The organism is Gluconobacter sp. DsW_058 (assembly GCF_002153615.1).
In the GTDB taxonomy this organism is placed as follows: Bacteria; Pseudomonadota; Alphaproteobacteria; order Acetobacterales; family Acetobacteraceae; genus Gluconobacter; species Gluconobacter cerinus.
Map to the genome: position 1 here is coordinate 33,090 of NZ_JOPH01000039.1, position 13,229 is coordinate 46,318.

Consider the following 13,229-nt stretch of genomic DNA (forward strand, 5'->3'; position numbering starts at 1 on the left):
CTCAGCCCCCTCAGCCAACCGGCCGCGAACTCCTATGCGGGGCTTGTTGGAGAAAGACGGAGGGGCGCTTGACGCCGCAAACGATCGCGCGGCTATTGGCATCCATGAACGCGGGTCGCCTTTTAGTGGTCTGCGGAGCCGGCCTTTCCATGGCGCCCCCAAGCAGCCTCCCATCCGCGCGAGCAGTAGCGGAGCGTTGCTTCGACAAATATCGGCTTGAGTCAGACCCCAATTGCGACGTCGGGCTCCGTGAGAACCTTGAGGCGCTGGCTGAGCACTTCGCTGGCCTCAGCACCCTGCAATCGGTCTTCATCGAGCACCTCGTCCCGTGGTCGTCCTTTGTTCGGCCTTCGAACCCGGGCCATGCCGCCATCGCAGATTTCCTCATCATCCGCGCCGCCGTAGCTGGCATATCGAGCAACTACGACACGCTGATTGAGAGACGCGCCTGGGACTATGGCGCCGACTTTCGTGGATCGCTCGATGGGGACGAAGCCACTTCCGACACCGTTCGACAGGCGCCGTTGCTGAAGTTTCACGGGTGCTCCCATCGTGATCGTCCCGCCACGGTCTGGGCGCCATCCCAGCTCAACGATCCGACCATTTCAGCACGTATCGCCCGCAGCAAGATCTGGATGGCCGCCAATATCCGACAGAAGGATGTCCTCGTCGTCGGTTTCTGGTCGGATTGGGAATACCTCAATGCGGTGATCGGTGACGCCTTGATTGATGTTCAGCCGCTGTCCATCACCGTGATCGACCTGTCGCCGACAAACACCCTTGAGCAGAAGGCGCCGCAGCTCTGGCAGATCGCGCACGCGCAGAACGTAACGTTTGAACACGTGCAAGAGTCCGGCGCGACGGCGCTCGACGAGCTGCGACGGGCATTTTCATCCAATTATCTTCGACAAGTTTTGAATGCCGGACGGGCCGCTTTTGAGCAGGCCACCGGCGTTCAATGCGATCCTGCGTGGCTTGAAGTCGCCGATTTCGATAGCGAGGCTTTGTACGGGCTGCGGCGGGATGCCGAAGGCGTCTCAGCGGCGGAGCCTGCGACGCTCCTGCGTCCTGCCAACCCGGAAGCCCTTGGCTTTTTCCACCTGTTGATGCGTCAAGCTGGGGCTGTGCAAAGCGCGGACGGCTACGAGTTCAATGGCCGGAGCGTCCGCGTCGTCAACGGAGCGCAAACAGTGCTGGGCACTCTGCGCGGGCGGTTTGTCGAGCCGCCGGCAGCAATGGAAGCCGACATCGTTGTCGCCGTCGGCGCGACTGATCTGGGTGTTCCCGACAACGTCATCCGTAGCGGACGGGTGGGCGATCTCATCCGTCCAGATGCAGGCGGCGAATGGTACGATCTCGCTGGGGCAAGAACTGCGTTGGGCATATGATGGACATCTACATCCAATCTGAAATCCTTCTGCGCGATGCCCAGTATGACACCTGGGCATGGACCGGACCGTTTGGGCCGGTGACATGCTTTGAAAATGCCGCGCTTATGGGTTTTGTGCATGTCTTCGACACCGCAGAAGCGCTCCTTGGTTCATGGGAAGAACGGCAGAAGCTCGCGCTGGCTCGACACGCGACATTTTTGCGCAGCGCCGGCGCCAAGGCGTGGAACGTCTATTCCCTCTTCCTGACGGAGGATTCCGATGTGCGCAGAGGACGTGAGATTGAGCGCATAGAAGAAGACTTCTCGCTGACCCGAAAGATAGCGCGAGCCTCGATCAGGACAGCCGATGACGTCGAGATGGCTCTGTTGCCACTGTTATCCATTCGATCAAAGCCACTGCTCGGCGCCGCCAACTTCGAAACGCGACTGCGCACTAGGCTGAAAGAAGTCTCCCCCGATGCCGTAACAGCCTTCCTCAATGAGGCCACGCCAGCGGACGTCGCTCGCATCCTGGGAGCGAAATCATGAGGCTGGATTTCGTTGAAATATGTGGTTTCCGCGGGTTCAGGGATGTCGCGCGGATAAACTTCGGTCGCGGGTTCACGGTCATCACCGGCCGTAACGGTGTGGGCAAAAGCACGGTATGTGATGCTGTTGAGTTCGCGATTACGGGCTCTATCGACAAATATTCTGTAGAGAAGGCTGCTAAGGAAAGCCTGAGCGATTATTTGTGGTGGCGCGGCGAAGGTGTGCCCGAAGCGCATTACGTCATCGCGTCGTTCGTCCGTGACGACGGCGAGCCATTCACGATCACGCGGACGCGGGAATCGGGGTGCGATCGTTCTCCGGAGGATATCGAAGCTGCGTTGTGTAGCGGGCCAGTGCCTGATGACGCACTCAAGCAGCTCACCCGCACGTCAATAATCCGCGACGAGTGGATCGCAGCACTGAGTTTGGACCTCACCGAAACAGAGCGTTTCGACCTCGTCCGTGCGGCGCTTGGTGCGATGGAAGGCTCCGAAGCCGGTAGCAAAGCAAAGGAGGTTGTTGCCGCTGCCGAGGCCAATCACAGCAAGGATGAAACAGCCTATGAGACGGCCCGCACGCGGCTAGCCGATCGGCTCACACAGCAGTCAGAGCTACAGACTGCCCTGACTCGATCTGGCGACGTTTCCTCAGCTCTGCAAGTCGTCGCTGCGGCAGCGCCTACTGCGCCGCCCGAATTGACCGCACAACTATCTGCAGCGCGGGCTGTTCTCGCGGACGGGCGCGCCAGATTGGGGCGCATGAGCGAGGCCGCCCAACTCGGTCGAGATATGGCGGCCGCGCAGGACGCCTATAACAACGCAGATGCCGTTGCCGCCCGCGCAGCGGCGACCGCCGCACATGAAGCAGCGCAGCGAGAGCATGAAGCGGCACAAAAAGCAGTCTCCGACAACGAGCAACGCCTCGCACGTGAAGAAGAAATGGATGCAGTCGCAGCCTCGCTCGCACTTCTGGTCGAGCACGGCGAGAGCCTGGGTCTGCATGACGATCACTGCCCGCTTTGTGCGGCTCACCGCACTTCCGAAGAATTTGCGGCTGGTCTAGCGATAGCGCGCAAGAGGGTCGCATCACTCTCGTCGGGCGTTCAGGCCGCACGCGCTGATCTCGCGAGCGCAAAGGCAAATGCACGCGAGCCCGGCCTGACGCTTCAGAAGACCATCGCCACGGTTCAGGCCCACGCGGACGATCTGCGAAGACTGCGAGCGCAGGAGGAGGCGCATGTCGAGTTCTTCGACCATTGGAAGCTCGATCACGCCTATATTCAGGACCCCGAGGGCCTTGAGCTAGCCGTGGCGTCTGAACGAGACCGGCTGATTGACCTTGAGCGAGCGCTGCTGGTGCTGGAGGCTTCGCAGGCAGTTTCCCGGATGTCATCGATCGAAAGCAATATCGCAGCCCTGAGGGATGAGATCGAGAAACTGGCGCGAGCAGTTGGCCAGTCGCAGAGTGCCGTCACGGCGGCGCGGGAAATCGAGCGGTCAGTCCGGCGTGTGAGCGCAGAGATCATTGATGAACGACTGGCTCAGATCAGCCCCCTGCTCAACGAACTATATCAGCGCCTGCGTCCTCACGCTGACTGGCGCACAATTGACTACAGCATCCGCGGTGATGTTCGCCGGTTTCTAAGCCTGAAGGTGGGCGATGGCCTGAATCCGCAATTCGTCTTCAGCAGCGGACAGCGCCGAGCAGCCGGCCTCGCGTTTTTGCTGTCCGTCCACCTGGCTCGCGCATGGACGCCGCTGCGATCGCTCCTGTTGGACGATCCCGTTCAACACATCGATGATTTCAGAGCGCTTCACCTCGTCGAGGTCCTTGCGGCCCTGCGTTCCGATGGGCGCCAGATCATTTGTGCCGTCGAGGATCCCGCTCTTGCCGATCTTCTGTCGCGGCGCTTGATCAGCACCGCGACGCAAGGGGGCCGCCGTGTGGATATCGAACTCGGATCATTGGGGGCGACGAGCGTCGTCATGGAACGGGAAATCTACCCCATGCCGGACGGCGTTCTGCGAGGCGTGAACTCCGCATGAGCGCTGAGGCCGAGTTGAAAGGGCGTCGGGCGCATGGTCCCTGGGGCGATCTCGCGCTTCACACAATCGGATGGCGCGCATTCCAGGATCTGTGCTCGCAAGTTTGCGAGGTTGTCCTCGGCCGGCCGGTCGAGATTTTCCGTGAAGCCAATGATGGCGGACAGGATGCAGTGTTCCTCATCCCCTCCGGACCCACGGCTCCATCGATCGGCACGGTACAATGCAAACATACGTCGGACGCCGGCAAAGCGCTGAAAGTTTCAGATCTGACCGCTGAGCTGGGGAACGTCGAGGAACTGGTTAAGGCAGGTCAGGCCGACACATACATCTTCATGACCAACATGAGCGTGGACGCGCCGGTCGTGGTCGCCGCACGCACGAAGCTGCGGGCGCTCGGCGTGCGCAAAGCGCATGTTTTTGGCCGACAGCATATCATTCGGGTCATCAGGAGCAGCACGCGTCTCCTTGCTCTGGTTCCACAGGTATACGGCCTCGGAGATCTCACGGCGATCATCGACGAACGCCTCAGTGAACAGTCGCGTGCGCTGCTGGATAGCTGGATTCCAAAATTACGCACCTATGTCCCGACCAAAGCCCATCGCGACGCAGTGAATGCCATCTCGAAACATGGAGTGGTGCTGCTGCTCGGAAATCCATCGAGCGGAAAGTCGGCGATTGGCGCCATCGTCTCAACGATCGCCTCGGAAAATGCCGATAATACCGTCCTAGCTCTGACAAGCCCGCGTGATTTCGAAGCCGGGTGGAACCCCAACGATCCCCGTCGCTTCTTCTGGATAGACGACGCGTTTGGCTCGAACGTCCTTCGCGATGATTACGTCCAAGACTGGGCATCGGCCTTTTTAAAGCTCCGAGCGGCCGTCGCACACGGAAACCGCTTCCTTCTCACCTCGCGCAAGCACATCTACGAAGCGGCAAAGCGGCGGTTAGGCCAACGAAACCTTCCGCAGTTTGCCGACGAAAGCGCGGTCGTCGGTGTTGGTGAACTGACGATCGATGAGAAGACGCAAATCCTTTATAATCACGTGAACTTCGGCACCCAGACCCAGAGTTGGCGATCGAGCGTGAAGCCTCATCTCGAGGCAGTCGCCGCCGTACCTGGTTTCCTTCCGGGCATCGCCGAACGTATGGGCGATCCAAACTTCACGAAAAGCCTGGCGCCCCGCGAAAGCGCGCTCGTCCAGTTCATGAAGGAACCGCGCGAGCATCTCGTCGATACCGTCAACGCGTTAGACGACCACCTTCAGGCCGCGCTTATCCTGGTCTATGTGCATCAAGCGGGCTTCGACCCAAACGATCATGATCCTTCAGCCGCGCAAGCCGTCGCCGAACTGACGGGCTTCACCCTGACTCGCATTCAGGATTGCTTCGCTGAACTGAAGGGTTCGTTCCTGAAGCTTTCCGGGAGCAAATGGACATTTGCTCATCCCACCATCTCCGACGCGTTGACGGAGATCCTGCGACAAAAGCCGCACATGATGGCTGCACTCATCCGCGGCGCGACGATCGACACGATTCTTAGCAGCTTCACCTGTGAAGGTTCATCGCTCATTCGCGACGCGCTGGTGATCCCCACCAGCCTCGACGACGCCCTTGTCGGCCGACTCGGCCGCACGCCCAACGAGCTGCATCGCAATTGGATGCTGTTCCTCTTCTTGGCGTACAGGACCAGCGACGCGGTCTTCACCAAATTGATAACCTCATCGCCGGAACTATTGCGCCGCTCATGCTGGCCCACGGAACCGATAGGTAATGATCCGAGAGTGGCCACCTATGCCCGTGCGCATCGATTTAATTTGCTTCCGGACGACCTCTGCTTGGAGGCCGCTGACGAGCTTGAATCTGCCGCGCTCAAAAATTTCGACGCATCGTTTTTCGGTGAGGATGACAAGCTCGCCCTCATTCCACCACTCCGACTGATCGGCTTGGGTGTTGGACTACGCACTGCCGTGCTGCCATCGCTCGAAGAGCGCATCGATGAGATTACGGCTGATGCCGACCTAGACGAGGAGCCGGACAGCCATTTTGAGAAGCTGCTTGGCGTGCTGGACCATGTCGAGGCGATGGGTGTCGATGACGATGCCGCCGCACTTATCGGCAACGTGCGCGAGCAGGTGAAACGTTCGGTCAAGGCGATCGAGGAGCGCAAGCGGGAACGCGACGAAGAGGCTGAAGACACCACAGACTGGACCCATATCGTCACACAGAAGAAGGACGAAAAATCGACTGCCGCCCCGCCGCCGCCTCCGACTGCCACCAAACGCTCGGTGTTCGACGATGTCGACAAATGAGCCTTCCAGCTTCGAGGCTGTAAACACCGGTCAACTTTCGCCTGCCCAAACGCTGCCACCTTCTAGGCAATCCTTGAGAGGAGCGGCTGCTGCTCAAGCGGGGTTTGACTACCAGCTCGACGTCTCGATTCTGGCGGCCCTGCAGCTCCTCCTCATATCCAAGGCGGCGTCGCGCTTGGTCCTGGAACCCGCAAACGAAGAAGATCTCGAAGCGGATCTGCAACCGAATGTGCCCGGCCGCGTGCAATCCAGCGCGACTGTGACCGGCAATCAAAAACTGGTCATTCAGGTCAAGCTGGACAACGGGGAACCGTGGCGGGTCGAGAATTTTGAGGCGCTGCTCAAGCACGGCTCCGATAAAAAAGGTGGTCGCCGGAAGGCATTACATCATCTTGACGATCTCAACACACGCTACCTCCTCGTCACCAATGCTGATGCCGCGGGCGTCGCGAGAGGATTGCTTGTCGAAGGCTTCGAAGAACTATCCGACAAAAAGAGCTTCCCCGCTAGCCTGCATGCGACACTGAAGAATTCCCCTGAAGGCCGTGTAGCGATCTGGGGGAGACTCACCGAAAAGCAGCTCGCCTCCGACATCCGCGAGCTGATGTCGGACCTCCTGCATATTCCCAAGGTTGAGCAGCAGAAGCTCCTTGAACAGCTACGCCTCGAAGCGAAGCGCCGCACCAGAGGAGGCGCCCCAGGGATATGGACCCGCGACGATCTCCTCGCGACCGTGCGTTCGCATGGCGGCTTTCTTGCCAGTTCTGCAAGCCTCGAACACTTCGTAGCGCCGGCAAATTTCGACGAGATGGTCCGTCTGCTGAATGATAAAAATGCCGTGGTCCTTCGTGGCCCGTCGGGAACGGGCAAAACCCAAGCTGCACTGAAGCTGTGCGACATGGCAAGGCGTCGGGACGGGACGTTAGATGTTGTCAGCCTTGGTCCTGACGATGCTCCCACGAACGCGCGCAAAGTAGTCGATACCGGTCCGACTCTCTTCTACGTCGACGATCCATGGGGACAATACAGCCTCGCAGGCGGTAATGAGGCTTGGACCGAGCAGTTGCCGCGCCTGCTTGCGAAAGCTACGCCGGGGCATCAATTCGTGGTCACCACCCGGAGTGACATGCTGCATGGCGCAGGCGTTGGCAGCAGTCTCGACGCCTGGTCCGTAGAACTGGATGCCGTTCAATATCGCGACGGCCAGTTAGGCGATATTTATGATAATCGCATGGACCAACTGCCGGCGCCCCTGCAGACGAAGGCGTATGAGTTCCGCAAGGAGGCGCTCGAAAAACTCGAAACGCCGTTAGAACTCGAACTGTTCTTCAGTCATTTGCAGGGCGGTCCCGAGGCAGAAGAGCCAAACCACGCGTTTTGGCGCCGCCTGCTCGAACTAGCGCAGCGCGACGCAGTTGAGGGCGTCGTTGTTCGAGCGCTTTCCTCAATGGACACATCCGGCGCTTCCGCCCTCATTTGGGCACTTCTGACGTCGCGGGCTCAGTTCGACCGTGCGCGAATGCACCCCCTCCAGCGCGCCCTGCGCGCCTTCGACCCTCCCCTCAGCGAAGCCTTCAGCAAGGTCGTCGACCGGATGGTTGCCGCCCGGCACCTCCGCCAGCCGGCAAGAGTGGTCGCCTTTGCGCATCCGAGCGTCAAACAAGGCTTCGAGGCGTTTGTCATCGCCAACTGGTTGCGGGGCGAAGCCGCCATCGAAACCCTGATATCGGCCCTTGTCCAGTTGCCCGAGGCACACAGGGACTGGGGATTGGAGACAGCCGCGCGCGTGCTGGAAATGACCCGATCATTCTCACGCCGCAGCGATATCGATCAGCCCTTCGAGATTGATGTCGCCAGCCAGTCGTTGATCGACGGCTGGCTCGACGAGAGACTGCTAGATCCACAATCGAAATTTGCGCCCTTGCTTGAACTTGCATCCGAGGTCGGAAGCGACGCATCCATCCCCAGCCGAGTAGCGCGCTGGATTTTAAAAGGCACACAGCGCGGCGCTTCGGTCTTCAACCAGAACTGGGAGCCCCCGGTATTTGACGACGATTGGTATCGGACCGTCGCGGCCGATCCTGTGTCGGCCCAAGTTGCCAAACGATTCATCCGGGAGGTGCTTGGTTTCGATAGAGGCAACTACGGATCCAGCTTTGCCCAGCGGCTCGACCGTTTCGCTCCCAATTTAACGCCGGCCTACCTGGATGCAGCACGCCAGATGGTGGGCAATGGGTTCGAGTTGAATGCAGATGCCGTAGCGACCGGGGCAATTCGCGATTTGGTCGGCTTCGAAAGCGTGCTTCAGGCATCGCTCGACGATCTGGCCACGATCCACCGCCGATACGTGCAAGATGGCCTGGAAGAATGGCGCGCGATCGAGGATGGCGAACGCGACCATGCTGCCGAAGAAGCAGCACAGTGGAACCATGAAGGTGACGGTTACACGTCAGGTGTCTTCGTCGATGCCTACGTCCGCCGGCTTCGTACCGAGGGGCGCTGGCAAGTTCTATCCGATCACCCTCGCGTTGCGGAATTGGTTCAGGCTTGGTCCCAAGATCTGCACAGATCTGCTGACCGCGTGAGCGAAGATGAGCTTAGAGCGCTGATAAGTGCCGGCAAGGGGCTCGACGCAGAACCCAATATCTGGGCCGCCGTTCGACAACACTGGCACCCCGCACTGGAGGCCTTGCTGACCGAGCGACTAGGTGCCGGGCTGCTCGCTCCGGACCTTCGCGATGAACTCGCGCTCACCGCTCTAAGCGTCGCACCCACCGCGATGATCGCCGCGTGTGCTGCCCAACGCGAGCATCCTGAACGACAGGTACTTTTGCTGTGTAATATGCGGCGCGCTCAGTATCGGCTTGGAAAAAGTGGCCGGGCGCGCAAGCTGAAGCGCGTCGCCGATGCGCTGCAACCAGACTTGGCTGAGATCGCCAACGCCCTGCCGAACAAGCGGAAGACTGCGCATCGAGTTGGACCGGGAGCCCTCGCTCTTCTGACGAACTGCGCAGCGAAATTGGAAGCGGAAGCGCTCGCGCTGGTCGTTCCAGTCATTCTCAAAAGTGGCGGCAACGCCTCCGCCGCGATCGCGCAGTGGCTTGCCGTTGCTTCCCGCAAAGAACACGCGATACAGGCAACGGAAGCTGCAATCGCTATCGGCGACACCCCTCTGATCGAACAAGCGCTCCGGCACGATCGCGCCGATGCACGTCGTTTGGCGTTGCTGCATTTGGCGAGGACTCTGCCGGACCCATTGCCGCCGCCGATGCTGGCGATGGCGGGAGATCCTGGTAGTCGAGTACGGCGCGCCTTGGTCTCCATCCTTGGCGAGCGCCCGCATCCGGAGCATCTCCGCACCTTGCTGAGCCTGATTCACGACCCGTGGTCGAGCGCAGAGCCGCATCATCATGAGCCCGAGAGTTACGATGTGGCTCAGGAAGCCGTTATCGCGCTCGCGGCTAACAAACCTTTGTCGGATGAAATTGGAGATGCGCTGCTGCATCTCGCCAACACGACCGATGATCGAGCGCTCAGCCAATACGCACTCATTGTTGCAGCCCATTGCTGCAGCGCTGGAATCCAGCAGAAGATTTCGAACCTGGTCAACATTCCTGAAGCGCGATGGATCCGCCTGGACGCCATGGATGCGCTGGCTGATGCAGAAGCCATCGATCCTTCTATCGTCATCCAGCTAACGCCCGCATATCTACTGAAAGCGCCGCCTATTCTCGCCGCGCCGGCCGCTCACCTTATCGGCGCGCATGCCGCAATCTCCGAAGCCGTGCGGTGTTTCGAACGGATCGCAAGCTCGAATAAGAGACGCGCGCTGCTGCTCGTCGGCGCCGCTGCCATGGCCCCACGCGACGGCGACGCTGCCGCTCGCATTCTCGACCTTCTCGAACCGGACCATCCCGGACGGCACTTGCTCTCGACGTCCGAACCTTTGCCGGCGTCGATTTTGGATGACCTGGGCAAAGTGCAGCTACGAGAGGCCGTCCGGAAACGACTCGGAGATCGCATCGCATCCGGCGAGAAGTGATCTCGTCGCCTTTCGGTTAAGCTAGACAGCTCGGTGTTGCATGCCAGCGAGAACTGCCCCGGGTTTTGTGGATGTGAGCGGGGTTTTTGTGTCCCGTCAAACGGGTTCTGGTTTCCTTTTGTGATGTGACAGTGATGGGTCACCCGGTCGAGCAGAGCGGTTGTCATCTTGGCGTCGCCGAAGATGTCGGCCCATTCACGGAAACTGAGATTCGTGGTGATGACGACGCTGGTCTGCTCATAGAGTTTGCTGAGCAGATGGAACAGCAAAGCGCCACCTGAGGCGCTGAACGGCAGGCACGGATCTGACCGCTGGTAACGACATCGCCGATGCGCAGTGTCACAAGATCACATCCCCTGAGCTCGCTGTCGAGAGCTAGATCGAACAACGCCCGATCTCGGATCCGGCCCTCATGGGCCAGCCAGAAGCGGATGGCCCAGACGTGTTTCTCTTTCAAAGCCCGTTTGGCGCCGACCATTTTGCCGGCGTTCCACGGGATTTGGGTTTTCAGTGTGGGTGATGGGAAGCGTATGCCTTGTTCCATGACACGTTCTCCAGAAAGGCTGCTTTTATGCAGCCCAGCGGAGAATGCGCTCGGACGGGAGGAAGCAGCATTCATTCATGGTGATTACGGACTGTCCGCTTCGGGGCGTGAAGCATGGGAGGCTGTATGACCGACATGAGGCGTAAGCAGTAGGTCCGCTTACGCCTACATGCCGGACATTTGAGGGGGAGGGGAGCTTACGGAAGCCGACATCCGCTCGGCGCAATGACCAGGGCAGCATCGCAAAGATTCCGTTATCTCAATCTCTTGATAAGAGTATTGTGATCACACACCTGTCTAACAATGCAAATTGATACACCTTTCAAAGGCGTCAAGTAAAAATGAATACGATCACAGGTAAGATAACGGACCCTCAGATGAAATTAAAAATCGGGCAGAAATTCCTGATTCAGGAACTTCTACTCAAACCTTGGCCTAAGCCAGGTTTGAAGCGCGCCGAAACGCTTTCCGCTTTCCAGGGAGCAGTTCTCATCCTAGCAGGTTTCGCTGGCGGCGTAAGCTACACATACGGATCGGCGGTACTCATTGCGCCTGGAGTAGCTATAGCTGCCGGCCACGTTATCCAACAGCATAAAGATGATGGATTTTTCGAGGACGAAATGTCTCCGATGTACGCTTTCGGCATTATGGATCAAAACATGACTGCTTGGGCAGTAACAACGATTTCACATTCTGAAGGAAGTGACATCGCGGTTCTGACTCTAGCATATGCTTGCGAACTCGGACCTGAAACACGCATTGCGCACTATGCAGTAAGTGCCAGACGGCCCGAAGTTGGTGATATAGTTACTGCTGTCGGGTTCCGACCACGCGAAGCTCAGAGGACTATTGAAGATGGCGATGATCTGCCTGACCTAAGTGGAAATTTTCTCCTCAGTTCGGGGCCTGTCATAGATGTATGGGGTAGCGGGCGTGATAAAGTTCTAGCGCCGCGCCCCTGTTTTGCTGCGGAGATTGTCACTCTTGGGGCTATGAGCGGCGGCCCTGTTCTTAACGCTGATGGACACGTGATCGGCATTGTCACCAGTTCCGATAATGAAGGTTCTGCTCCTTATACTATGGTGACAATGCTTTGGGACGGACTTACCGTAGAGATTGAACCGATTTGGCCGCCTGAATACTGGCCGGGTCGAGACATGCTCATGAATTTGATCAATCCCGAGGAAGGATGGCGTCTTCGTTGGTGCCACCATAAGGAAGAATGGCGCTATCAAATAGATGAGGACACGGCAGAAGATTGTTTCGGCGTTTGTTCTCTTTCACAGCCCTGCAGGTATTGTATAAACGCGGACCTTAATCACGAACCGTTAAGTTGAGGTGGTCAAAATTGTTTTTGCTGATCTCTTAAGCTAGGAAATCCGCTATCACGATGTGATGACGGGGAGACCTACCGTCAGTTTAGTGCTTTCCCAAAAGCAGACAGGGAGGATTCCCCTCCCGTGACTACTTGTTGGCTCAACAAAATGCTAAATACTTTTCTTAATCCATTCACATAACATTTGAGATGTGTTAAAGAAATTACATTTTTGCCTAAGGTTATTAGATACTCTGATATGTGCCTCTATCAATCCAAGACTTTCAAAAGCTAGCATTCTGGAACATGGAAATAGCAAGTCGAAATCACTTTCTGAGATTTGGAATGCTCTTGATAATAATGATGCGACGTAATCTTCAAACATTCCGTTAGTGAGAGGAAATGTTTTGTCTAATTTCTCTCTAACCTCAGCAGGATTAGCGTGGTCATTTAACTTTGCCCCATATACTCCAAAGTCTGGGGTATATGCCCATATTTCGCAGACTCCAAGTTTGAGTAATAACTCTAAATCATTGTAACCAAGTGCTCTTTCATCTGGATGAGTATGATGTATGGAGATTAACGATGCTGGATTATCGTATAATTTTTCAAGCGCTTCAGGAGGGTTAACAGAGTTCGCCGTACCAACGGCGAAACCAGAGACCTCTGACGTGTAATCCTTTCCCCAATAGTGTTCATTTTTGTCATTTTCGTATTTTTCAATTAAGATCATTGACTTTTCTATGTAATCTTTTTTCCATAAAAGCATGTGCTTATTCCTTTTGAAAACACTATCGATACATGAATATAGAGTGTCAAATGTTGTTAATCTATCATGCGCTTCTGCTTCTTTAAGGATAAAATCCAGAGCGGACATTCCGTTTGCCCCCTGAACTGCCTGTCCGCTCAAGGAATATGAAGCAGACAGGCGGTACTCGCCTACGTTTTAGACATTTGAAGCCATAGAGTGCTTTTCCGAAAGCGGACGTGGAGGGATCGAAGAACTATTGGTTGATGTACCTTGGTTTTGATTTTGGGCTTTTGGCGTGCTGATTG

7 protein-coding genes and 1 pseudogene are annotated in these 13,229 nt (G+C 57.4%); 6 read left to right on the plus strand and 2 right to left on the minus strand.

Annotated features, from left to right (window positions below):
- Window positions 1–68 precede the first annotated feature (68 nt).
- From HK24_RS08780 to HK24_RS08800, 5 genes are read left to right on the plus strand one after another with little or no spacing between them, the layout of a single operon-like run.
- Window positions 69–1,388 (plus strand): SIR2 family protein, encoded by a 1,320-nt coding sequence (locus tag HK24_RS08780; RefSeq protein ID WP_086634151.1) that lies wholly within the window; start codon window positions 69–71, stop codon window positions 1,386–1,388.
- A complete protein-coding gene (locus HK24_RS08785; RefSeq protein WP_198942099.1) occupies window positions 1,385–1,918 on the plus strand; it encodes a hypothetical protein in 534 nt (177 codons plus the stop codon). The genes HK24_RS08780 and HK24_RS08785 overlap by 4 nt, the downstream gene beginning before the upstream one ends.
- Window positions 1,915–3,963 carry an AAA family ATPase gene (locus HK24_RS08790; protein WP_086634152.1) on the plus strand — a complete coding sequence of 683 codons (2,049 nt, stop codon included), beginning with the start codon at window positions 1,915–1,917 and terminating at the stop codon, window positions 3,961–3,963. Before HK24_RS08785 ends, HK24_RS08790 begins: the two co-directional genes overlap by 4 nt.
- Window positions 3,960–6,272, plus strand: coding sequence for a hypothetical protein (locus HK24_RS08795; RefSeq protein ID WP_198942100.1), 2,313 nt, complete (start codon window positions 3,960–3,962; stop codon window positions 6,270–6,272). The genes HK24_RS08790 and HK24_RS08795 overlap by 4 nt, the downstream gene beginning before the upstream one ends.
- Window positions 6,259–10,314 (plus strand): hypothetical protein, encoded by a 4,056-nt coding sequence (locus tag HK24_RS08800; protein ID WP_198942101.1) that lies wholly within the window; start codon window positions 6,259–6,261, stop codon window positions 10,312–10,314. Before HK24_RS08795 ends, HK24_RS08800 begins: the two co-directional genes overlap by 14 nt.
- Before the next feature lie 104 nt (window positions 10,315–10,418).
- Here the strand turns inward: HK24_RS08800 and HK24_RS08805 are convergent.
- A pseudogene (locus HK24_RS08805) lies at window positions 10,419–10,610 on the minus strand (ATP-binding protein); the annotation flags it as partial.
- 589 nt (window positions 10,611–11,199) lie between these two features.
- On the opposite strand from HK24_RS08805, the gene HK24_RS08815 reads away from it, so the two are divergent.
- On the plus strand, window positions 11,200–12,195 hold the full coding sequence (locus HK24_RS08815) for a serine protease (protein WP_086634153.1): 996 nt from the start codon (window positions 11,200–11,202) through the stop codon (window positions 12,193–12,195).
- Between the two features lie 150 nt (window positions 12,196–12,345).
- Here the strand turns inward: HK24_RS08815 and HK24_RS08820 are convergent, their stop codons facing one another.
- Window positions 12,346–13,050 carry a hypothetical protein gene (locus HK24_RS08820; RefSeq protein ID WP_086634154.1) on the minus strand — a complete coding sequence of 235 codons (705 nt, stop codon included), beginning with the start codon at window positions 13,048–13,050 and terminating at the stop codon, window positions 12,346–12,348.
- Window positions 13,051–13,229 lie beyond the last annotated feature (179 nt).

Coding starts and splice junctions, on each gene's coding strand:
- HK24_RS08790 (WP_086634152.1), top strand. CDS start 1,915: ATGAGGCTGGATTTCGTTGAAATATGTGGTTTCCGCGGGTTCAGGGAT.
- HK24_RS08785 (WP_198942099.1), top strand. CDS start 1,385: ATGATGGACATCTACATCCAATCTGAAATCCTTCTGCGCGATGCCCAG.
- HK24_RS08815 (WP_086634153.1), top strand. CDS start 11,200: ATGAATACGATCACAGGTAAGATAACGGACCCTCAGATGAAATTAAAA.
- HK24_RS08795 (WP_198942100.1), top strand. CDS start 3,960: ATGAGCGCTGAGGCCGAGTTGAAAGGGCGTCGGGCGCATGGTCCCTGG.
- HK24_RS08820 (WP_086634154.1), bottom strand. CDS start 13,050: ATGTCCGCTCTGGATTTTATCCTTAAAGAAGCAGAAGCGCATGATAGA.
- HK24_RS08800 (WP_198942101.1), top strand. CDS start 6,259: ATGTCGACAAATGAGCCTTCCAGCTTCGAGGCTGTAAACACCGGTCAA.